Annotated in this window: 21 protein-coding genes and 2 riboswitches; of the genes, 9 read left to right on the top strand and 12 right to left on the bottom strand. The window is 38.2% G+C overall.

Annotation, left to right across the window (positions count from 1 at the left end; translation table 11 throughout):
* Window positions 1–82 precede the first annotated feature (82 nt).
* Genes ACZ5N5_RS01235 through ACZ5N5_RS01220 form a run of 4 tightly spaced genes read right to left on the bottom strand, consistent with a single transcriptional unit; the run spans window position 83 to window position 4,766 of the window.
* On the bottom strand, window positions 83–502 hold the full coding sequence (locus tag ACZ5N5_RS01235) for a Zn-ribbon domain-containing OB-fold protein (RefSeq protein ID WP_109983069.1): 420 nt from the start codon (window positions 500–502) through the stop codon (window positions 83–85).
* Window positions 499–1,659 carry a thiolase family protein gene (locus ACZ5N5_RS01230; RefSeq protein WP_464373100.1) on the bottom strand — a complete coding sequence of 387 codons (1,161 nt, stop codon included), beginning with the start codon at window positions 1,657–1,659 and terminating at the stop codon, window positions 499–501. Before ACZ5N5_RS01230 ends, ACZ5N5_RS01235 begins: the two co-directional genes overlap by 4 nt.
* A complete protein-coding gene (locus ACZ5N5_RS01225; protein WP_464373099.1) occupies window positions 1,659–3,599 on the bottom strand; it encodes an acetoacetate--CoA ligase in 1,941 nt (646 codons plus the stop codon). The genes ACZ5N5_RS01230 and ACZ5N5_RS01225 overlap by 1 nt, the downstream gene beginning before the upstream one ends.
* 15 nt (window positions 3,600–3,614) lie before the next feature.
* A complete protein-coding gene (locus ACZ5N5_RS01220; protein WP_464373098.1) occupies window positions 3,615–4,766 on the bottom strand; it encodes an acetyl-CoA C-acyltransferase in 1,152 nt (383 codons plus the stop codon).
* Between the two features lie 78 nt (window positions 4,767–4,844).
* Window positions 4,845–4,957, bottom strand: a riboswitch (SAM riboswitch).
* Window positions 4,958–5,160: 203 nt separating this feature from the next.
* On the opposite strand from ACZ5N5_RS01220, the gene ACZ5N5_RS01215 reads away from it, so the two are divergent.
* From ACZ5N5_RS01215 to ACZ5N5_RS01195, 5 genes are all read left to right on the top strand, one after another.
* Window positions 5,161–6,345, top strand: coding sequence for an MFS transporter (locus tag ACZ5N5_RS01215; RefSeq protein ID WP_464373097.1), 1,185 nt, complete (start codon window positions 5,161–5,163; stop codon window positions 6,343–6,345).
* Between the two features lie 69 nt (window positions 6,346–6,414).
* Entirely contained in the window at window positions 6,415–6,825 is a 411-nt protein-coding gene (locus ACZ5N5_RS01210) for a VOC family protein (protein WP_054789261.1), read from the top strand.
* Between the two features lie 13 nt (window positions 6,826–6,838).
* Window positions 6,839–8,035, top strand: a complete 1,197-nt coding sequence (locus ACZ5N5_RS01205) for a GHMP family kinase ATP-binding protein (RefSeq protein WP_464373096.1) — start codon at window positions 6,839–6,841, stop codon at window positions 8,033–8,035.
* Between the two features lie 5 nt (window positions 8,036–8,040).
* Window positions 8,041–8,772, top strand: coding sequence for a nucleotidyltransferase family protein (locus ACZ5N5_RS01200; RefSeq protein ID WP_277678097.1), 732 nt, complete (start codon window positions 8,041–8,043; stop codon window positions 8,770–8,772).
* A 28-nt stretch (window positions 8,773–8,800) separates the two neighbouring features.
* Window positions 8,801–9,775: an NAD(P)H-quinone oxidoreductase gene (locus ACZ5N5_RS01195; protein ID WP_464367733.1), complete on the top strand. Its 975-nt coding sequence runs from the start codon at window positions 8,801–8,803 to the stop codon at window positions 9,773–9,775.
* A gap of 49 nt (window positions 9,776–9,824) precedes the next feature.
* Here the strand turns inward: ACZ5N5_RS01195 and ACZ5N5_RS01190 are convergent, their stop codons facing one another.
* The 7 genes from ACZ5N5_RS01190 to ACZ5N5_RS01160 all read right to left on the bottom strand — a co-directional run bounded on the left by ACZ5N5_RS01190 (window position 9,825) and on the right by ACZ5N5_RS01160 (window position 16,146).
* Window positions 9,825–10,379: a DUF4352 domain-containing protein gene (locus ACZ5N5_RS01190; protein ID WP_464373095.1), complete on the bottom strand. Its 555-nt coding sequence runs from the start codon at window positions 10,377–10,379 to the stop codon at window positions 9,825–9,827.
* A 21-nt stretch (window positions 10,380–10,400) separates the two neighbouring features.
* The gene (locus tag ACZ5N5_RS01185; RefSeq protein ID WP_054789255.1) at window positions 10,401–10,754 is read right to left on the bottom strand and encodes a DUF4064 domain-containing protein; all 354 of its coding nucleotides are present in this window, start codon (window positions 10,752–10,754) and stop codon (window positions 10,401–10,403) included.
* Between the two features lie 548 nt (window positions 10,755–11,302).
* Window positions 11,303–12,742, bottom strand: a complete 1,440-nt coding sequence (locus ACZ5N5_RS01180; protein ID WP_277678099.1) for a serine hydrolase domain-containing protein — start codon at window positions 12,740–12,742, stop codon at window positions 11,303–11,305.
* A gap of 17 nt (window positions 12,743–12,759) precedes the next feature.
* A complete protein-coding gene (locus ACZ5N5_RS01175; protein ID WP_464373094.1) occupies window positions 12,760–13,668 on the bottom strand; it encodes a sensor histidine kinase in 909 nt (302 codons plus the stop codon).
* 22 nt (window positions 13,669–13,690) lie between these two features.
* Window positions 13,691–14,458: an ABC transporter permease gene (locus tag ACZ5N5_RS01170; RefSeq protein WP_464373093.1), complete on the bottom strand. Its 768-nt coding sequence runs from the start codon at window positions 14,456–14,458 to the stop codon at window positions 13,691–13,693.
* On the bottom strand, window positions 14,451–15,374 hold the full coding sequence (locus ACZ5N5_RS01165) for an ATP-binding cassette domain-containing protein (protein WP_464373092.1): 924 nt from the start codon (window positions 15,372–15,374) through the stop codon (window positions 14,451–14,453). The genes ACZ5N5_RS01170 and ACZ5N5_RS01165 overlap by 8 nt, the downstream gene beginning before the upstream one ends.
* Before the next feature lie 82 nt (window positions 15,375–15,456).
* Entirely contained in the window at window positions 15,457–16,146 is a 690-nt protein-coding gene (locus ACZ5N5_RS01160; RefSeq protein ID WP_109983060.1) for a response regulator transcription factor, read from the bottom strand.
* A gap of 252 nt (window positions 16,147–16,398) precedes the next feature.
* Here ACZ5N5_RS01160 and ACZ5N5_RS01155 point away from each other — a divergent pair, with 252 nt between their 5' ends.
* Entirely contained in the window at window positions 16,399–16,599 is a 201-nt protein-coding gene (locus ACZ5N5_RS01155) for a hypothetical protein (protein WP_054788537.1), read from the top strand.
* 1,005 nt (window positions 16,600–17,604) lie between these two features.
* A complete protein-coding gene (locus ACZ5N5_RS01150; protein WP_464373091.1) occupies window positions 17,605–17,832 on the top strand; it encodes a hypothetical protein in 228 nt (75 codons plus the stop codon).
* Between the two features lie 19 nt (window positions 17,833–17,851).
* Here ACZ5N5_RS01150 and ACZ5N5_RS01145 read toward each other — a convergent pair whose 3' ends face one another.
* Entirely contained in the window at window positions 17,852–18,280 is a 429-nt protein-coding gene (locus ACZ5N5_RS01145; protein WP_054861059.1) for a DUF2512 family protein, read from the bottom strand.
* A 285-nt stretch (window positions 18,281–18,565) separates the two neighbouring features.
* Here ACZ5N5_RS01145 and ACZ5N5_RS01140 point away from each other — a divergent pair, with 285 nt between their 5' ends.
* Together ACZ5N5_RS01140 and ACZ5N5_RS01135 are read left to right on the top strand one after the other, a co-directional pair.
* Window positions 18,566–21,265 carry a choice-of-anchor I family protein gene (locus ACZ5N5_RS01140; protein ID WP_109983059.1) on the top strand — a complete coding sequence of 900 codons (2,700 nt, stop codon included), beginning with the start codon at window positions 18,566–18,568 and terminating at the stop codon, window positions 21,263–21,265.
* A gap of 140 nt (window positions 21,266–21,405) precedes the next feature.
* Entirely contained in the window at window positions 21,406–22,956 is a 1,551-nt protein-coding gene (locus ACZ5N5_RS01135) for a Na+/H+ antiporter NhaC family protein (RefSeq protein ID WP_109983058.1), read from the top strand.
* A riboswitch (guanidine-I (ykkC/yxkD leader) is annotated at window positions 22,956–23,056 on the top strand. (Overlaps the previous gene by 1 nt.)
* Window positions 23,057–23,085: the final 29 nt, after the last annotated feature.

The raw sequence follows: 23,085 nt of genomic DNA, 5'->3' as shown, positions 1-23,085 counted from the left end.
TAATCTTCCATAAAATTAATCCAAGAATCCAAAATCCAGCAACGAAAATAAAGTATGTTAAAATCAATTGGTTTCCTCCTTTCTATTCGATTGAGCGAGGCTTAAAAAATGGTAATACGTGTTGGTTGATCTCTTCATAGGAAATCTCTACTTCCTTTTGGTATGCTAAATCCTTTTGGTCTACCCATAAATGAGTTAGCATTGATGGTCCTTCTTCTAGCGCGACAACTCCCACTACATAGGGGGTTCTCTCCTGCCATGCAGGGTGTCCTGCTCGTTGTACGACACTCCATGATTTGATTTTTGCTTTTCCTGAGGCTTCACGCCAAACAAGCGAAGTCCCAAAGCAGTATGGACAATGGTGACGCGGGTAAAAAATCCACTTATCGCATGACTGACACACTTGAAGGCTTAGCTTCTTTTGCTTCAGATTATCCCAAAAAGGCTGACTGATTGGGGTAATCGTAGGCTTTGGTAATGATATATTTGGTGCTGAACTCATTGTTCTCCTCCTAACACTAGTGCCGTTGTTTCACTTAATGTTGCTCCATTTCCTGTTACGAGTGCCCTTTTTGCATGAGCGATTTGCCTGTTTGCTGCCTCACCACGAAGCTGAATAACTGCTTCAATCACATGAGACATTCCTCCGGCTAAATCGGCTTGTCCGAATCCGAGCTGACCACCGTGTGTATTCAAAGGATAATCTCCATCATGACCGAAGCTATGCTTTTGGACAAAATCACCGAATTCCCCTGGCTTACACAGCCCCGTACTTTCTAATGTCACCGCAACAACGCTTGTGTAGCAGTCATATAAGGATAAAAGGTCGATGTCCGAGATCGCTATTTCTGCTTGTTTTAATGCATGTGGAATGCAGTAACTAAACGGCAAAGCATCAATTGCTGGAGCCTGACTCACCGCTCGATGTGTAATTTTTTCTCCTGCACCTTTTAGATAAACAGGTTTATTTTTTGCTTTTTTTGCTTTTTCCTCAGAGGTAACAATCACAGCAGCACCACCTGCCACAGGCATGACAATTTCCAATAAATGGAGAGGGCCCGAGATAATAGGAGAATTTAAAATATCCTCTACCTCCAATGGCTTTCCGTAAAAAATGGCGTTGGGGTTAAGCTGTGCGTTTTTTCTTGCCCAATAGGCAATTTGGACAAAATCTTCTTGTTTCGAACCATAAACCTCCATGTGCTGGCGCTTTAGTAAGGCATAGGAGGTATTAGCTCCTGATGCACCAAAAGGAACATCAAATTCTCGAATGGGATTTCTATTAGGAGAGCGCAATGCTTCACCTTTTTCATTTTTGTTAGCTAGCACACAAAGGACGGTTTCACACATTCCTGCTTCAATTGCTGCAGCAGCACGCCATACCATTCCAGCACCTGTTGCCCCACCTAGATCCACCGTATTGGACATCGTTGGTTCTAGCCCAATATATTCTGAGACTGTTGCTGGTACATGCTGAGGTGTTTCGCCAACCTGTGGTCCAACGAGTAATCCGTCAATATCCTCCTTCGAAATACCAGCATCCTTTATCGCTAATAGAGCTGCTTCTGTTAGGAGACTAAGGGTTGTTTTTCCTTCAGAGTATCTCGTAGGCTTTAATTCGCCGACACCGATGATTGCACCTTTTGGTCTTTTCGTCATTAGAAGCACTCCTTTTCTGTTAATCTCGTAAAATGTCGTAAACTATGAGGATTGCTTAGTGATGCTTTATTTTTTACTTCTTGCCCAATCGATTCTGTTTTGGCAGCACCTTCTACTTTCTTTCCATTAATTGTGTAGGGAATTTCATCTACTAGAAAAATTCGCTTCGGTACGTGTCTTGGGGAGGCCTTTGAACGAATTTGCTGGCGTATTTCTTGCGCGAATTCCTTCGTTAATTCATCCGCTACGATACATAGGACAATTTCCTCATCATTTTCACAAGGTAATCCAAACACGATGGAATCTTTAATTTGTTCGATTTGTTCGATAATTCTGTAAATTTCTGCTGTACCTATCCGAACACCGCCAGGATTTAAGGTCGTATCTGCACGTCCATAAATAATAAAGCTTTGGTCAATTGTTTGTTCCGCAAAATCTCCGTGTGTCCAAATTCCAGGACGCTTGGAAAAATAATTGTCACGATAGCGTTGATCACCATTTTCTCCATAGAAGGTGAGCGGCTTGCTTGGAAAAGGCTGTGTACAAACTAAATCTCCCTTTTGTGCAAAGACAGAGGCACCACGCTCATCTAAAACATCTACTGCCATCCCGAGTGCTTTACAAGTAATTTCACCACGTTTAATCGGGTGAGCGATTGTTCCCATCACGAAGCAGCCCATAATTTCTGTTCCACCAGATATTGAAGCAAGGTATAGATCGTCTTTGATCGTTTCATAAATCCAATCATATTGCTCTGCTGCTAATGGTGCACCACATGAAAGAATACTTTTCAGTCTGGGTAAAGAATGGGTTTCTTTAAGATGAACACCTGCACGCATTAAGGTATCTAAGTACTTAGGACTTGTGCCAAAATGAGTTAATCCAACTTCCTCGGCAATATCCCATAGATGGGTGAGCGATTCTTTGGTGATCGGTGAGCCATCATATAATAAAATGGATGCATCACTTGCTAAGCCAGAAATAAGCCATGGATACATCATCCATGCAGTGTTGGAATACCAAAATAGGACATCATTAGGTTGAAGATCACTGTGTAATTGATGCTCCTTTACATGCTGTAATAACGTTCCGCCTGTTGAATGAACAATGGCTTTTGGTAAACCTGTTGTTCCAGATGTATAGAGAATATAAAGTGGTTGATCAAAAGGAAATGACTCGTATTTAGGTTTAGTAGCACGATTATCGAGCAATTGATCCCACGAAATAGTTTCTGCTGATACTGTGTTAAGTTTTCCTGTAATGGTCACGATTTTTTCAATACTTTTCATTTGGTTACAAACATCTGTGATCTTTTCTGAAATTTGATAAGACTTTTGCTTATATTGATAATGTAAGGCAGTGATAAGAAGCTTCGGATTGACTTGTCCGATACGGTCCACCATTCCTTTTACACCAAAGTCTGGAGAACAAGACGTCCAGATTGCACCAATGGAAACTGTCGCAAGTACAGCCACTAATCCATCAAGGTTATTTGTCGTTACACCTGCGACACGATCTCCTTTTTGAACACCTAAATCGATTAAACCTCTCTGTGCTTTCGCGACGAGTGTTCGTAGCTCTCCCATTGTGACAGAACGTGTGACACCAGTCTCATTTGCCTCATAAACAGCTTTTCTTTCATCCGGTCCACGTAATAGATTTTCGGTAAAGTTAAGTGTCGCTTCTGAGAAGAAGGTGGCGTCTGCCATCGACTCAGCAGGGGTGTAAATGGTTTCTCCTTTATTTCCAATCACTTTTGCATAATCCCAAACATGGGACCAAAAATCGCCGATATGGGAAATCGACCAGCGATGGAAACGATCATAAGGAAAAAGAGACTGCCCACAAAATTTGGCAAATGCTTGTATATGTGAAGCTTGGATTTGTTCTTCTGTTGGTTCCCACAAATAAGGGGATTGATTTAACAAACGGGTACTCATGAAAAAATCTCCTTTCTAATTGGATACTTCTATTAAAATAGCGCCACCTTGGCCACCACCACCACAAAGGGAAGCAATACCAAGCCCACCTCCACGTCTTTTTAATTCATGGGCAAGGGTTAATACGAGACGAAGACCAGTGCCACCTAGTGGATGTCCAATAGCGATAGCACCACCGTTGACATTCACTTTACTGTAATCGATGTTTAGTTCACGACAGCTTGCAATCACGACACTAGCAAATGCTTCATTGATTTCGAACAAATCAATATCATCTATTGTTAGATCGTTTTTTTGGAGCAATTGCTCAATTGCTTTTGCTGGCTTTGTTTGTAAGCTCGTGTCAGGCCCTGCTATTTCTGTCCAATCCATGACTTTAGCAAGTGGCTGTTGCCCTAGTTCTTTTGCCTTTTGCTCCGAGGTGATGATTCCAAAGCTTGCCCCATCTGTCATTTGGGAGGCATTGCCTGCTGTAATCGTTCCATTCTTCGTAAAAGCAGAAGAGAGGCTCGCTAACTTTTCAAGACTAGTATTCTCACGGATGCCTTCATCTTTCGCTAAGACATTCTCAATCGGTGCAATTTCTGCTTGAAACAATTTGTCTGTTTGAGCTCTAGCTGCTCTTTGTTGAGATAGAAAAGCATATTCATCTTGCTCTTGGCGGTTAATTTGATAGATTTGATTGTGCTTCTCTGTTAATACACCCATCGACTGGTCACTTAGCGCACACCATAAACCGTCATGTAATAGGCTGTCTGTTAACTCCGTGTTCCCAATTCCTGTACCGAGTCTAACGGGAATGGTATGAGGAGCATTTGTCATCGAATCAAATCCACCTACCACATAATAATCTCCTTCATTTAACAGAATTCTTCTGGAAGCATCTGCAATCGAAGCAAGCCCCCCCAAACAGACATTATTTAAGGTAATAGCTGGAGTCGAAATATCGATGCCAGCTTGATAAGCAACCTGCCTTGCGGGATTCTGCCCCGCTCCTGCTTGGATTACTTGTGCTAGAATGACGCCATCTGGATGGTGTGCTTCTGTATTTTTTTGAATTAAGGCATGTAAGGCAGAAGCTCCTAATTCTGTTGCTGAATAGTTTGCCAATCCACCCTTCCATTTTCCAAAAGGTGTTCGGTTTCCGTCGAGAAGAATAGTCCCCATTGTCTTTAACTCCTTTTAAGTGAAATAAAAAAAGTCCCTCTATAAAAGATAGAGAGACTTTGGTCATCATGATCCGCTCTCTTATCTTTCTAAGCATAGCTTAGATGGAATTGGCACCTGTATTAAGTAAATACCACTTAATGGTTGCCGAGGCTTCTAAGGGCCAGTCCCTCCACCTCTCTTGATAAGACGTTATTTTGTATATAATTCCGAGTGAATTACTTTAATATTAGATTTTTAATATGCTTAACTTTAGCATTTGATGCTAGGTATGTCAATGGTTAATTAAGGGAATTATCAGGGATTTTTTTGCAAGCCCTTTCGTTTTTAACTTCCACCTATCTGTTGTACAATAGAAATATATTTCGAGTATCGAAAAAAAGGAGTAAGATAAATGCAACTTCTAGAAAAGGAAGTAAAAAAAGAAAAAATATGGACGAAGGATTTTGCCCTCATTTGTATGGCAAATTTTTTTATATTTTTAGGCTTTCAGATGACACTACCAACCATTCCTTTATTTGTGCAGCACCTTGGTGGAAATGATCAAATGATTGGAATTATTACTGGTGTGTTTACCTTTTCAGCATTGTTATTTCGTCCGAATGCAGGGCATTCCCTAGAATCCGTAGGGAGAAAATTTGTGTACATGCTAGGCTTAGGGATATTTGTTCTATCTGTTGGTTCATTTGCTTTTATTTCTAGTGTTATCCTGTTATTTTTTATTCGTTGTGTTCAAGGAATCGGTTGGGGCTATTCGACAACAGCTACTGGCACTATTGCAACAGATCTCATTCCACAGAAGCGAAGAGGAGAAGGGATGGGCTATTTCGGTTTATCTGGTAACATTGCACTGGCTATCGGTCCAGCTCTTGGTCTGTCCCTATATGGAGTCACCTCCTTTACGGTGTTGTTTTTAATCGCGTCAAGTCTTGGAATCATTGCCTTTATTCTCTCTACTCAGATTACATATAAAAAAGTAGAATCCCGTGAGAAGATAAAAAAAGCTAGATTTGATCTTTTTGAAAAGACAGCCCTACAGCCATCGATTCTATTATTTTTTATTACAACCGCATTTGGAGGGATTGCTTCTTATCTACCTTTATATACAGAGCAGGAGGGTATTGCTGGCATTGAGGTCTACTTTCTTATTTATGCACTTTTCTTAATGATTACTAGAGCCTTCGCTGGTAGATTATATGATCGTTATGGACATATCGTCGTTTTCCTACCGGGAACCTCCTTGATTCTTATCGCCATGCTATTGTTATTTTGGTTACCCAATTCCTTCATCCTGTTTTTAGCTGCAGCACTTTATGGATTAGGCTTTGGTACCGTTCAACCAGCATTACAAGCGTGGGCGATTGATAAAGCAAGCACCAATCGAAAAGGGATGGCAAATGCTACTTTTTTCTCGTTTTTTGATCTTGGTGTAGGTATTGGCGCCATTGTATTCGGACAAATCGCTTTCTTATTTTATTATGATTATATTTATTTAACTGCAGCATTTTCTATTTTCTCATCGATGGCCATCTATTTAGGCTTGCTAGTACGATTAAGATTTGTTAGTCGTCCCCATTAAAGCAAAAAGCAATGGCGTCATGAAGACAGTTATGATACGATTTAGCTAAAAATAGAGGAGGAATCTATGGTGATAAAGGGAATTGGTCATACAGCTTATTTTGTGCGGGATATGGAAAGATCGTTAAGCTTTTATTGTGATGTACTAGGACTGGAAAAAGCGTTTGAACTCCATAATGAACAGGATGAACCTTGGATTGTCTATCTTAAAATTAGTGAACGGCAATTTATCGAGCTTTTCTACCATGGGAAGGATGGCACTCTTCAACCAGAAAATGCTGCTGGTTATCATCATCTATGCTTAGAGGTGGAGGATATTCAACAGATAGCGGATCACTTGAACAAGAAAGGCTGGCCATTAGATGTGGAGCCTACAAAAGGTGTCGATCACAATTACCAGTGCTGGGCAACAGATCCTGATGGGAATAGGATTGAATTCATGCAACTAATGCCAGATTCTCCACATCTCAAAGGAAAGTAAAGAGGGATAAAAAATGCATGAGTTAATACAGTTATATAAGGATGTATATGGAGATGACACATTAAGCGCTGTTCTTTCCCCATTAAGGATATGTCCATTAGGTGCACATGTGGATCATCAAGGCGGTATCGTGACAGGACTCGCTTTAGATGAAAATGTAGAGATGGTTTTTTCTGCAAGTGATGATGGTTATGTTCGGATTCAAAGTGCTGATTTTCCTGATGAAGAGTATTTCCATATTGATCGTGTCCCGGAAATGCTACCAGGCTCTTGGGGAAATTATGCACGAGGTGCAGTGCTTGCCTTAAGCAAGGATCAGAAATTAACGACAGGTTTTCGTGCCGTAATTAGTGGCAGGCTACCAATTGGAGGATTAAGTTCCTCCGCTGCTGTAACTACCGCCTATTTATTGGCACTATGTCATGTGAATCAATTGAAGGTAAAAAAGGAGGACCTCGTTTACTATAGTCATGATGTAGAAACGAGCTATATCGGGCTAAAAAATGGGATTCTTGATCAATCAGCGAATTTATTAAGTAGGAAAGGGCATCTCTTGACTGTTGATTGTAAAATGGGAAATCATCAGTTAATGGATAGACCTAACGATATGCCTGAATTTGAGGTGATCGTTGTCTATTCAGGTGTTAGTAAGTCTTTAATTAGTACAGACTACAATAATCGAGTGGATGAATGTCGGGTTGGTGGTTGGCTTTTACAGGAATTAGGTACGCTTAATCAAACGAATCTTGCGGAGGTTAAACTTCGTGATATTCCAGATCAAATTTATCACACATATCGAGATCAAGTTCCTGGTAGATTTCAAAAAAGATTGGACCATTACTATTCAGAACAGGAACGAGTAATAGAAGGGATCAAGGCTTGGTCAGCTGGGGACATTCATCGATTTGGTCAGCTAATGTTTGCTTCAGGTCAAAGCTCGATCGATCAATATGAATGTGGTTGTCCAGAGCTCGTTACGATTTATCAAATTTTAAAGGAATTAAATGGTGTTTATGGTGCAAGATTCAGTGGAGCAGGCTATCGAGGTTGTTGTATTGGATTCATTAATCCTAAATATAAGCAGCAAATCAAACATGCGATCGAAACGATCTATCCAACACAGCATCCAAAATTTAAAGATGAGTACAAGGTTTATTTTTGTGAAATTGGTGATGGAGCAAGATTGATAGAGCAAGTAGAAGAGGGGTGACAATGATGAAAGCAATTATATTAGCAGCCGGTTATGCAACAAGGCTTTATCCACTCACAAAGCATACGGCAAAACCTTTACTAAAGATCGGGAAAAAAACGATTATCGATTACATTATCGATAAAATAGATGATGTACAACTAATCGATGAAGTGTTCATTGTCACGAATGCTCGATTTTATCAAGATTTCTTAACATGGGCAGATCGGTATAATGGGAAAAAGAAAATTATAGTCGTCAATGATCAAACAACCTCTAATGAAAACCGCTTAGGTGCGATAGCAGATCTTCAATTCGTATTAGAGGAAAAAGAAATCAATGATGATCTATTAATTTTAGCAGGGGACAATTTATTCGAATTTGCTTTAACCGATTTTATCGATTATTTTTTTGCTAAAGGAACGGATTGTATAACTGTTCACTCATTGGGGAGCCTAAAAGAGTTACAGCATACAGGGGTTGTCGAAGTGGATCAAAGCGGAAAGGTGTTGTCATTTGAAGAGAAGCCTAAAATACCAAAATCAAGTCTAGCGGCTCCACCTTTTTATCTATACAAAAAAGAGACAACCCCGCTCATTAAACAATATCTAGAAGAAGGAAATAATCCAGATGCACCTGGTCACTTTATCCCATGGCTTATTAGACAAAAGGATGTTTATGGATATACTTTTGAAGGGAAAAGGATCGATATTGGCACATTAGAAAGCTATGAAAAAGTGAAGCAAATATTTCAATAAGTGGATGTTGGAAGGAAGTGTTCCATAAATGAAAGGTGTAGTAGCGATAAATCCTGGGGGAGCTGATCAACTAGCATATGTAGAGAGACCGAAGCCAACAATAGAGGAAAATCAGCTATTAATTGAAGTACATGCAACAGCCATTAATCGAACAGATATACTTCAACGAGAGGGAAAATCAGGCTATGCGACGAATCCTATTATAGGAATTGAGGTAGCGGGAGTTGTCGTGGAGTCCTCTGATCCTCAGGTTTCAATTGGAGAGCGTGTAATGGGACTTGTTAATGGTGGAGCCTATGCGGAATATGCGATTATGCCAGCGAAACGGGCGATCAAGATTCCTAACTCCCTATCCTTTGAAGAGGCGGCGGCCATTCCTGAGGTATTTTTAACGGCATACCAAACCTTATATTGGATCGGTAAGCTGCAAGCGAGCGAATCAGTTCTTATCCATGCAGGGGGAAGCGGAGTTGGAACTGCTGCGATTCAACTAGCCAAACAGTTAAGCAAGGCCCAGGTGCTGGTAACAGCAGGATCTGCCAATAAATTAAAGGTATGTCGAGAGCTTGGAGCCGACGTTACCATCAATTATAAGGAACAAGACTTTGAAGAAGAAGTGAAAAAAGAGACAGATGGAAAAGGTGTTTCCTTAATTTTAGATTTTATTGGAGCCAGCTATTGGGAGAGAAATTACCAAAGCATTGCGGTCGATGGAAGATGGGTTTTAATTGGTGTGCTTGGTGGTAGTACTGTGGAAAAGGTTCGACTTATGGACATCATGGCAAAACGAGTTCAACTAACGGGGACATTACTAACACCTCGTAGTGATGTATACAAAGCAGAGCTGTCAGAGGATTTTTCATCAAGGGTCCTACCACTATTCGAAAATGGACGTATTCAACCAATTATCGATACGGTATTTCCTATAGAAGAGGTACAGAAAGCCCATGAGAGAATGGAAGCGAATCAGAATATCGGGAAGATTCTATTGAAGGTGAGATAATTTTTTGCATATTGCTAGCACGAGCGCGCACGTGATGTGCGCCTCGTTACTATTGTACTAATTGGTCAGAAGGTATCTTCCAAATTGCTTTACCAGAAGTAAATGGGTTCGAGAAATGTAATTCATACGTATCAGATGTAGGGACATCAAACGGGATTTCACCACGTAGAGTACCGCCTGGCTCAATTGATCCGTCTAACTGTGCTTTTATCCCTTCTGTCAGAAAGGTGGTACTATATGCATAACCCTCACTATCTTTTAACTCGACGTTTATGATGGATGAAATAACCTGTTCTTCCTCTGTAGTATTCTCAGCAGTCAAATTAACAACAATAAATTGGTCATTTTGTGGCTGATCAAATTCTCCACCTGGTTCAATTCTTGCTTCATTTAACGTGAGTTTTACACCATCAAAATCAACAGTATCACCAATAGAGAGATTTTGTGTTTCTGGCGCTTCTTTCTTCTCCGTAGTTTCGTTACTATTTTCTTCAGTAGACTCATCAGTTGTTTTTGAATCTACTTTTTCAATTTCTGATTCTCCACATGCAGTTAATAAAAAAACAAAAAATAATACCATTGCGATATGAAATAATTTTTTCAATGTACTTTTACCCCCAAAAATTTATGCTACTGATTCTTTTTTTTCTTGTTTGTCTTTTCTGAATAATCCCATAAACCCTGCAATAATTATTAGAATAGCAGGAACTAAGTAGAACATTGAAATACTGATGATACCTCCAATAGCAGATATTATTAATAAAATACCACCAGCTTTGGCCTTCGATTTAACAAGAACGGATCCAACAATGGCTAAAGCAGAGAAGAAAAATGCTAGCCAACCTAAGGCTGTTATTTCACTTGTTCCATCACTGCTGAATGCAGCATCGATTCCTCCAACGAATAGTGCTAAAATAGCACCAATAAAGCCAAAAATGCCACCTATTAATCCTAGAACAAATTCTGTTGTTCTCTTCATATTTAGTCCTCCTTTTTTTATTTTTATCAAAATCACTTTCAAATAAGTAATTATGATTATAACAAATTACTGTTTACCCAGGCTTTCACTCTCTAAGTCATACTAATTGCGTATGCCACCCTTATTATTATAGTTATATAAACCTAAATATTCAAGAGTGTTTCATGATATTATAGACCTATAATGATTAGAAGTGAAAGAAATGGCATATCTTCTATCAAAGAAAGACAGAGAAATAAATATAAAAAATGGGGCTGGGACATAACTAAACAGCAAGCGCTATAATCGAACATTATTCTACTTTAGCGTAGTCAAAATACGGAGACTCCTGTGGGAACAGCACGAGCTGAAGATCCACTTTGCAAAGCGGTTTTCTTTGCAAAGTTAGCTGAAGACGTGCCCACGGAAAGCGGAGTATTTTGACGGAGCGGTATCCGTGCAGAAATATTAACGTTCGGGTTTTCCTTTCTTTACTTACTCTTTCGTCCCAGCCTCATTCTACCATTCTTTCTTTTTTGACCATTATCTATATTTATCTTGCATGAAAGTTAAAGTCTCCTATTTTGCCTTACCTTATACAACACTCTCCATATGGTAACAGCCAATCCTGTGATAAAAATGATCGATAATAGAACCATGGCAGCAGGGTAGAGGCCGAATGCGTCGGTTGTGGTTGAACTATTATTTTGTAAAGCTGGAACAATAAAGAACAACCATCCAATCCCGAGAACAGGAACGATTTGAGGGGTGAGTCTTGCATAAAATCTCCAAGCCGGTTGTTCTTGTCGTTTAGCCACCCATTTTCCGCTTCGTAGAACTCCTCTTATCCCCAGAACTAACCAAATCACTGTAAGGAAACCGATTGAAAGGTCAATAATTGTTGGGACAGGGGCTTTTAATTCTGGTTTTTGTTCCTCTGTTAGTTGAATAATTCCTGAACTAATTTCATAAGCGTGCTCAAGTGTAGGGGTAAAGCTATTGAGTAAAACTGCTACAGCGTAACCGCTACTCGGCACGATATCTTGTTGTGCTTGATAAGTCGTTAACGCACCACTATGCGATAGACGGGCAGGCTTTGTATTGGAAGAACTTAAGGACCAGCCAAGTCCATATTTCTCACTCTTAGGTTGTGAGGAATAGGATTCATCTAATAGCTTTTGTGATAATAGCTGTTCTCCTGCTTGGTTTTTCCCCTGGTTCGTATGCATCGATAGCCATTTTCCCATATCTGATGCTGTAGAAACTACGCCTCCTGACCCCATGAACATTTTTTCAAGCTCTTTCCAAGGTATGGCAGTTCCGTAAGCAGTTACATATCCTTTAGGTAATCCTTTTACAAAATCCCCAGAATTTATAGCTGTAAAGGAATCATGCATCCCAAGTGGTTGGAAAACTTGCTGGTTAAGATAATCTACAAAATCCATACCACTTACTTTTTCTACTAAAAAAGCTAGGAGCCAGTAATTAGGATTGCTATAGGCATATTTCGTTCCAGGATCTGACTGAAGCTTCCAGTCCTGTAGCCGTTTTACACCTTCCTTTAACGTATTAGCAGGTGCGACAATCGTTGGATTCGGTAGACCTGAAGTGTGACTTAAAAGCTGTCGTATCGTTACATCTTTCCATCTGGGATCATCGAGTTTAACCGTTGATAGATATTTTACTACTGGCTCATCTAACTGAATTTTACCTTGTTCCACTAGTTGTAATACAGCAAATGCTGTAAATGTTTTCGAAACAGAACCAATTCTCATCAACGACTTTTCTGTGATGGGATTGCCATCAGAATCGTGACCATATCCTTTTTCGTATACTAGCTTACCGTCCTTTACGACTACAATTGAAGCTCCAGGAAGTCCATTTCTTTCAAGGTAATTGGTCACATATTGATCCACTTCTGATGTATTGAAGGACTCAGACGCTAGAACGAGTAAAGGTTGATTCCACAAAATAATTAATATTAAAAGAAAACCTATTTTCTTACACATATCGTACACTCCCATGGTCATTTATTCTTTGCTAACTCCCATTCACAGATGATTGACAGCTGATCCTGATCTAAACGTCCAGAAATGGTCCCATTCATTTTTTTCATTAAAGCTTTGGCAATCGACAAGCCGAGTCCAGTGTTTTTGCCTGAACGGGACTGATCTGCCATATAAAATCGGTCAAACATTCGCTCGATATCCTTATCCGTTAATGAAGGGGCGTCATTTATAACTAGTAATCTTACGTTTGATTCTTTTTCTTCTAAACTAATCATAATAGTGCCATCTGAGTGGGTTATGGCATTGGAAATTAGATTTTCCATCACTCTCGTAACGGCTATTTCATCAGAGATAATGAATATATCCTGTTTTGGCAAATGAAGGATGGGTTCCATCCCTTTTTCACTAAAACGATCATAAAAGCTCATTAAGATATCAATGGTAAGGTTTCTCAAATTGATTGTTTTTGTTTCTAGTAGATGGTCCTTTGATTCGATAATGCTTAGCTCGAAAAAGTCATTTAACAATGCTTCCAATCTTTTGGCACGATTTTTTGCGGTGGTTAACCATTCTTTTTTTTCAAGATCTGTAGCGTTGTTGGATTCAGCCATCTGAATGTATCCTAAAATAGAAGTTAATGGTGTTCGTAAATCATGCGACATATTCGCAATTGCCTGTTGCTGCTCGTTTTCAAAATGAACTCTTTTTCTATACTCGTTCATGTACAAATCAATAAGCTTATTCATTTCGAATGCGAGGTTTTCGATATCTTGATCGAAAAGGGCTAAATCGATTTTTTTATTAGTTTTTCGATTACGATAGATTTGTAGCTGTTTGGTTAGCTTTTTCACTTCTTTTTTAAAAGCAATGAAGCGACTGAGTAAATAAATAGTTACACATAGTATAATGATGGTTACAACTAACATCTTCCCACCCGCTTACCTTTCATTATTTGATTTCTTTTCGGTTAAAAACAAACATTCCCCCGATAAGGATGACAATTAGTGATATGATGGCAATGACAATCGACTTTAGAATCTCACCGGTGGTCATAGAATAGTGGAAAACTTCACTAAATTGATAGAAGAAGCTATTCTCGTACAACAGCTGAATAACTGGATAGGTTAGAAATTTTTCGATGATAAACATTATAATGGATAATAACAGTGTAAAAATAATGGTTTGTCCACTATCTCCTGTACCAATAGCTATCCATAACACAACTGCTGTAAAACAAAGAAATTGTAATGTAAATAAACTAAATGCTCTTCCTAGATACGTGAAATTGGAAAGGTTTATAAGGTCCCCGTGGCCAAATAGTAAGACTAAAATAATTGCTGTCAAAAGTGGTATTAGTATGGTCACGATAATAGAGCCAAGTGAAAAAACAAGATATTTCGCCATATAAATGTAGGCTCTATGATGACCACTTATTATTTGGTTTTTGATTACACCGCTTTGTGAAAACTCGGTTGAGACATGAAAACCAGCTAATGCACTGACGATGAAGCTAAACAGTAATGGTAAGGTAAAAGCCGATAATGCATTTAGTTCACTTAATTGTGCTCGATCAAACTCTGTTCCCGATAATTGCCACCAGTCTGTTATCACTAGAGAATGTAACAGTGTACTTAATCCTGTTATGATTATAATGAGTAACCAAAGCGTTTTGCTTTGTACTAATTTGAAAATTTCGGCCCTGATTAAATTAGTCATGCTCTCCCCCTCCTATAAGCATGGAAAAATAGCCTTCCAGACTGTCCCCATTTTGTGAGAGATGCTGTATTACAAGCCCATTGTTTGTTAATGCACGCGAAACGGTAACGACATCCTCAAGATAAGCGTATAGTTTAATGGACCCATCTGGCATTACCTCAAAATCGTTCGTGGCTAATGTGTTTTCCAATACTGTAGCCCCTAGAGCTGGGCGATCGACTTTAATTCGTAAATGCTGTCTGCATTTTTCGTCCAGTTCTTCTGAGGAGAGTTCTTCTAACCGTTTTCCGTCATGGATGATACAGAAACTCGTTGCTAACTGATGGAGCTCACTTAATATGTGGCTTGAAATTAAAACCGTCAGTCCTTTTTCGCGATTTAATTTCTTTATTAATCTTCTCAGTTCAACAATTCCCATAGGGTCCAATCCATTAGTTGGTTCATCAAGAATTAAGAATTCTGGATCACTTAATAATGCCATTCCAAGCCCAAGCCTCTGCTTCATTCCAAGGGAAAAGTCCTTCACCTTTTTCTTACCAGTCTCCTTAAGATCCACAAGCTCTAATGTTTGATAAATACACTCTTTTCCAGGAACACCTTTTTGAAGTCTTTGGACCTCCAAGTTTTCAGTAGCAGTCATATTTGGGAACAGGGCTGGATTTTCGATAATCGCACCAATTCTTTTTTGTGCACTTCTTAAATATTTTGGATTATCGTTTCCAAATAACTCGATAGATCCACTTGTTGGAAAGGTGAGTCCAGTTACTAACCGTAACATCGTTGATTTTCCTGCACCATTCAAACCAATGAATCCATAAATTTCTCCTTTTCTGATCGTAATATCAATATCCTTCAGTGCGAAATGATTTTTGTACTTTTTGGAGAGTTTGTTGGTTCTTAAAATGTATTCATTCATCTTGATTAGCCTCCCTGTCTCTACTAAAAATAGTATAAACATTAAACCATAAGAAAGGCTTAAGATAAACCTTAAGAAAACCTTAAGATTTCAGACGATATCCCATTCCCCAAATAGTTTCTATATATTCTTCTTCTGGATTCGCCTTACTGAGCTTATGCCGTAAATTACTCATATGGACATTTATTGTATTATCATCCCCATGATAAGGTTCGTTCCATACACTTTCGAATAAATTCGATTTTGAAAAGACCTTTTGGGGAGATGACAAAAGAAGGGTTAATATCGCATATTCACGGACTGTCAAAGGTAGAGTAATATCATTCACTATTACTGATTTGGCATCTAAATCAATCTGGATATCTTTATACATCAACTTGCTTCTTCTATTTGTTTTATGACTATATCTATATCTTCGTAATAGTGAATCAATACGGGCAGATACTTCTTCTACATCAAATGGCTTTGAAATAAAATCATCTGCACCAGCTCGAAGACTATTAATTTTTGTCTTTTGTTCATTTTTTGCTGAAATGATGATGACAGGAATAGATCTCTTAAACATGATTTCTAGGATTTCTTCTCCATTCATGCCTGGAAGCATTAAATCTAGCAGTACCAAATCCCATTTTTGCTTATCTAAATAGATCATTGCCTCTGTACCAGAATAAGCAGGTTGTGGGAAATAGCTGCTTTTTTTAATAATTTTGCATAAAAGCTGGTTAATATCATTATCATCCTCTACTACTAATATGTTAATGTGCTGGTCCACTTATGTTCCCCTTTCTTTTTACTAAGAAAATCATTTATATTTCAGCTTCAGTTTACCATGATAAAATAGAGAAATCTCTAGAAAAGTAATGATGCCATCAACTGGATTTTGGAAGCTGAGTATTGTTAAGCAAGCCCTTACTTTTCTTTTAATGAAAGGAATCATACTCTGGTGAACATTTTTTGTTTTCAGATATGTTTATAATACCTTTGCAGTTATAATAACATTGTCACTATAAAGATGGAGGATTTAATGGGGGATATTGGAAGTGAGTTATTGTTTATTTGGGACCGAGTAAATGACTGGTTAAAATTTGGAGAGACTAAAAACACTGGTATTTTAATATTTTCTGGTGCTACTATTGCAGCATTGATGAGTGTGTTAGGATCTTCTTTAAAAATTACTATAGAACGGAAAATAGGAATTTATACAGATATAGGCTTTCTTATATAGCCTGTCTGTTTACAATTTACTCGTTTATTCCAAATACGGAAGAAAAATTTTAAAAGTTGGAGGTAATGATATGAATTCAGATCGAAATATTACTTTCTCATCTGTATTGTTCGTAGTGGGATATTGTTTAGGTATTTTGGTATTTTTATATCAGGTATTTATATCATCTGACATCCCTATTTCATTTACAACAACAGAAGCTCTGCAAGTTCAAATTCTTCATTTTATTTCTACCTTTTTTATCTTTGTTGCATATTTTTCATCTAACAATAAAATCTTACATTATATAATGCTAGGTTTTATTACAATAGCCCTAGTGATTCAGATTATAATTAATAGGAATATGATGCTTCACGAACAAACAGCGGTAGTAATTTTAAGTTTAGCACCATTACTACACTTATCACTTCTTTTACTAACTTTGATTTATAAGTTCTGTCTAAGGAGTTTCTCTCAAAAAAGGGATTAAAAGAGTTACATATTTACTATTAGATACTAAACCTAATTTCAATCTTAAAGAAATGAAATTAGGTTTTTATTTGCTAAATAATATCTGAAATCCCTTTTTTGTCTATCGATTCCTCTGATAGTAGCACCTTTTTTACATTTGCTCATATAAATTAATTGCTGCATAGTAAAACCTAAACTTTACCAGAAAAAATAACTCATATGGTTGTTTTTTTCGAATTGTAACTTCCTTTAAGTGTAAGTAAGAATAAAAGAGAGGAGTTAAATGGGAATAGTGTATTTCGAAAGAGAACGCACAGAATTTGACGGCAGCTTAAGTAAAAGGTTTACAAGCTACTTTTGGTACATGGAGTATTAGTGGTATTTCCTAATGATTTACAGCAATTGAAATTGTTGGACATGCTGATCTTGATGTTTTGGTAGCTGCAACTAAAACATTTAATCTTCCGGACAGTGTCCAAAACACTCTAGATAAAATAGATAAGCATGCAAATTGGGCTGACATTGGCACCGACAGTGAAGACAAGACTGCTGGCTTTGAGATTACCTAGCTACAGTGATGCCTGCATTTGCCATTTCTCATTATTAAGTTATTATTCTGTCTTTGTTTTGAAAAGTCATGGTCTGGACTTTATTTTTAAATCGCTAGAAGTGTTAAGCAGATATTTGGCCGGAGTTCAGCCAATAGCAAAGATGATTGCTACAAATGGATTCCCAGAAGGCTGGAGAGTGAGGGCCGAGCAAATTGCCAACTGGATACCATAAGAAAAAAAGATGAGGACCTCTAGTCATTTTCCTCATCTTTTTCTATAATTTCCTGACTAGACTCCGTTAGGTAAGCTTGGCTGGAAAAGTTAGGTTTAGATTTTCTTGCTGCATAACGTAATCTTATATGAACAAATGGCTCAAGTATTGTCAAAAAAGTGGCCCCCATTAGTGGAATGCCGTATGTTTCTAATATATCAGCAAATAAGAAAAAGTCACAAGAGATCCATAATAGCAATAAATAGAGAGGAAAATCGATAATGGTAGCCGTGATACTACTTACTTTTCGTAGAATAACTAAATCACCAATTAAAAAGGAAACAGCAAAAACAAATAGGGTGATTCCTATCATACTACGTAGATTTGCTTCACTAAAAATAGCAAGCAATGACAATATGGTAATAACTGTAAATAACAATTTTAATCCGATTGCTCTCCAAAACTCCATTTCTTCACCTCTTCTTCCCAATCTGTCTCACACATTATAATGTGTTTTAAAGAAAGGAAATATACATCCTCTTCTAAATAAACTACGTATTGTGACAATATTCCCCAGGAAATAATTCCATCATTTAATTTTGTCGAGAATGAAATGAATATCTTGAATAATCTTTCGCGTAGATGAATGAGGAATTTCCTTGTTCTTTACAAATATTTTACTTTTTCTACATAATAGCTTCATTTTCGAGCGTTAAAATTGTAGAGATATATGAAATAGAGGAGTGGAGCTTTTATGTTGAAATTCTTTCGTGCTCTCATCGTTAGTTGTCTGTTTTTTACTATCTTTACTTTCAAGCCACTCATGATAAATGCAGCAGAGAATGAATTAAGTTATTATTCGGATAAGGAACAGTCGCTAGCGGTTAATTTTATCGGAAGGTATAACAGTGGTGCCCCGATCGATGATGGTGGAACAGAAATAGTGGCATATGATCCTACAACTAAACATGCTTTTTCGGTTAATGGTTCTGAGAAATCATTAGACATCATGGATTTGTCTGTACTCGGTGAAGGTAAGAAGGAAATCCCTTTGCTAAAGAGGATTACCTTAAGTGATTTAGGGATTGAAGCCGGTGATGTTACAAGCGTGGTAAACGATCCAGCTGGTCGCTTTATTGCGATAAGCGTTCCTGCAGTGAATAAAGTAAATCCAGGCCATGTTGTTTTTTTGACTACATCCGGTGATGTCCTAACAACAGTAGAAGTTGGAGCTTTACCAGATATGGTCACAATTACCCCTGATGGAAAAAAGGTTTTAGTTGCTAATGAAGGAGAGCCGAGTGATGATTATTCAGTAAACCCTGAAGGCTCTGTAAGCATTATTGATGTGTCAGGTGGAGTGAAAAAGGGTGTGGAGCTAAAAGTCACTACTGCAAGATTTTCTGACCAAATAGTGGAAGAGGATGTTCGAAAGGTACACCCTGAAAGTACATATGCGGAGGATCTTGAACCAGAATACATTGTCGTAGAGCCAACAAGTGATTATGCTTATATTGTTTTACAGGAAGCAAATGCCATGGCCAAGCTAAATCTAATAACAGGAAAATTTACTACAGTGAAAAGCCTTGGGTATAAGGATTATTCTATTTCATCCAATCAATTAGATGGTTCCGATAAAGATGATCAGGTCAATATCCGTAATTGGCCGGTTCTATCCCTTTATCAGCCGGATGGAATGGATTTGATCGAAATAAACGGAAAATCCTATATCCTAACAGCAAATGAAGGGGATGCCCAGGATTGGGATGCTTTTTCAGAGGAAGCTCGTGTGAAGGATTTACAGGATAAATATGAGCTTCGTGGAGACCTATATCAAGGTTATACACAAAAGGAATTAGATAGCTTAGTCGAAAATGGATTGTTTGAAGAAGAGCAGCTTGGTCGTTTAAAAACCTCTATTTCTCATCCAATGAATGAAACTGGTAAGTACGAAGCGATCTATGGCTTTGGCGGACGCTCTTTTTCCTTATGGAGTGCAGATACGCTGGAACTCGTATATGATAGTGGATCTGAGTTTGAACGATATATAGCCGAATTTAACCCAACCTATTTTCATTCGAATAATGATGACGATAGCTTTGAATCGAGGAGTGATGATAAAGGCGTAGAACCAGAAAGTGTCATCACTGGGCGTGTTAATGGAACAGATTATGCCTTCATCGGTTTAGAGCGTCAAGGTGGCATCATGGTGTATGATTTAACAAATCCAAATGCGCCAACTTTTGATTCCTATTTTACAACAAGAAATTTTCAGTCATTAGATATGGAGGTAACAAGGGATAGTGGAGATATTGCACCAGAGGGATTGACCTTTATTCCTGGAGAGAAAAGTCCAACAGGGAATCCAGTTTTATTAGTTGCACATGAAGTTAGTGGAACGATAGCAGCTTATGAACTGGGAAAGAGCTCAGATGCCAGCCTAGAAGATTTGAAGCTAGATAATGGAAAGCTTACGCCAAGCTTTTCTCCTGATGTAAAAAAATATGAGGTAGAAGTAGCAGAGACAATCGAAGAACTGACCCTTTCTCCAATTGCTCATTCCAGTTCCGCAACGGTTACGATAAATGGAGAAAAAGATCTCACAAAAGTTCAGAAGCTAGCACCGGGCGATAATTTTTTCCAGATCGAGGTAACGGCAGAAGACGGCACAAAAGAGCTATATGAGTTACATGTAACGAGATTAGCAAGCTTCATTACGACAGATCTTGTATCAGAAAAGGATGGGTTTTTTCTACAAGAGGAAGCCACCAATAATTTAGCTGACAATGGAGTGCTAGAGTTACATGTACCAGTGGAAAAGGACCAGACAAAAGTTGTCTTTTCACCAGAACAGTTGAAGAGGTTAAAGGATAGAAATAGTCAAGTTCATATTATAAAACCGGATGTTCGTTTGAAATTTGATTTGAAATCGTTCCAGACAGATAAGTCGCTAACCTTGTATATGAACAAAGTTAAAGCATCCGAGCTTGAAAAAGCAGAGCAAGCGGAGACAAATGTGTATGAGGTAATATTTGAACAAGAAGGTCAAGCTGTTACATCGCTATTTCAACTATCCTTTTTACTAGAAGACCCAGATCAAGATCATCAAATATACCATTGGGATCAAAACTCCTCTTCCTGGAAGGAAATGGGCGGTGTGATAGACCAGAGCTGGCTTACAGTAGATAGTACCCGATTAGCGAAGTTTGCTGTTTTTTTACCAGAAAATCTTATGGAATCGACCAATCAGGTAGCACAAGAAAAAAAGGAAGAACCGATAGTGAAGAATGAAGAAAACAAAACGGATAAAGTGACGTCAGAGGAGCATTACCTTCCTAATACTGCTACATTTACGTATAACTGGTTGTTAATTGGTGGATTGATACTTGTGATCGGGATTAGTCTTGTTATTCTAACAGCTGCTAGAAGAAAAAGAATCGAGCAAGAAAAGTAAAAAACAGATGACATATGGATAAGAAATTGGTACACTATAAAAAGTAAAATTATATGATAGATAAAACAGTGATAGAATAAATACTATTGCTGTTTTTTTTTCTGTATCAATTGGAATGAAAGAACGTGGAGGTTATCAATTTGGAAGGAACACTTTATTCATTAATTCCTGCAGTATTAATGCTTGTATTAGTCCTGTGGACAAGGAAATTATTATTATCATTAGGAACAGGCATCATCGTTGGTGCATTACTCATACATGATTTCGATATTCTTCTTGCGATACAACAAATATGGCTTGTGTTTCGTGATATTTTTTATACTACAGATGGATGGAATGTTGGGAATTTTTATTTATTAGTTTTTCTCATCCTGCTTGGTATCATGACCGTTTTTATGACGGCATCTGGTGGAAGCAAGGCCTTCGGGGATTGGGCAATAAATAAAATCAAAACACGAAAAAATGCACAAATTATGCCATTTGCATTAGGGATCCTTATTTTCATTGATGATTATTTCAATAGCTTGGCAGTAGGGCAAATAGCTAGACCTGTCACCGATCGTCATAAAATATCCCGCGCGAAGCTTGCTTATTTTATTGATTCGACCTCCGCACCTGTAACGGTTATTACACCGATATCCAGCTGGGGCGCTTATATTATTGGCACACTAGGCTCTATTTTTGTCGCAAACGAAATCGTCGAATATCAGCCATTAGAGGCATTTGTGAAAATGATTCCTTATAATATTTATGCACTAGTAGCGATCGTGTTCGTTCTTCTTGTAGCCTTATTGAATATTAATATAGGGGCAATGAAAAAACATGAGAAGCGCGCTCTTCGTACTGGAGAAGTGTTAGATCCTGCAAAGAATATAGCCGCAGTACAAGCAAAGGAAGTTCATATTTTCAATAAGCATGGAAAAATAATCGATCTTGTTATTCCTATTGCCGTTCTTATTGTTGCAACGGTTGCAGCTATGTTAGTAACGGGCAAAATGGCATTAGATGAAGAGGCAACGGTGCTCAAGCTTTTTGAAAATACGAACGTGAATCTCTCGTTATTTGTTGGAGGATTATTTTCTGTAATAACAGCATTGTTGCTCTATTTACGATTACCAAACCGCCAGCTTTCTATTGCGAAAATTAGCTGGAAGGGCACACTGTCCATGATGCCAGCAATTTATATTTTAGTATTAGCATGGATGATTGGTGCCATCATTGAAATTATTGATACTGGTGGTTTCTTGGCGCAATTAATCGATAAGGTTGCCTTTAATCCTGACTATTTAGCTTTATTATTATTTATTCTAGCCGGATTTATGGCATTAGCCACTGGGACATCATGGGGAACTTTTGGAATTATGCTTCCGATCGCCGCACAAATAGCTGTTTTATATGATGTATCTTATGTGATCCCTGCAATGGCAGCAGTGCTTGCAGGCTCTGTCTTTGGAGATCATTGTTCACCAATCTCTGATACGTCGATCTTATCCTCAACCGGTGCTGGTTCGGATCACATGGATCATGTAATCACCCAACTACCATATGCCTTTATCAGTGCATTAGCGGCTGGAATCGGCTATTTATTCTTAGGAATAACCGATCAAATTGGCATTGCTTTACTTATGGCTTTTGTTACGATACTATTATTTGTAGTTTGGTTTATTTGGAATAAAAGACAAAGTGAATAAATAAGGTCTTCTAGGGTTCCGCAATAAAAATTGGTCAGGTCCGAGAGAAGACACACAGCTGCTGCTAGCTGTGACACGGAGGGATAAAAGCCTGGGAGATGAATCAATCTCTTAGGCTTTTTTATTTTA

It is taken from the genome of Gracilibacillus sp. JCM 18966, assembly GCF_055392695.1.
Note: the sequence above shows the minus strand (reverse complement) of the source record. Positions and strands in the feature narration are given on the sequence as shown.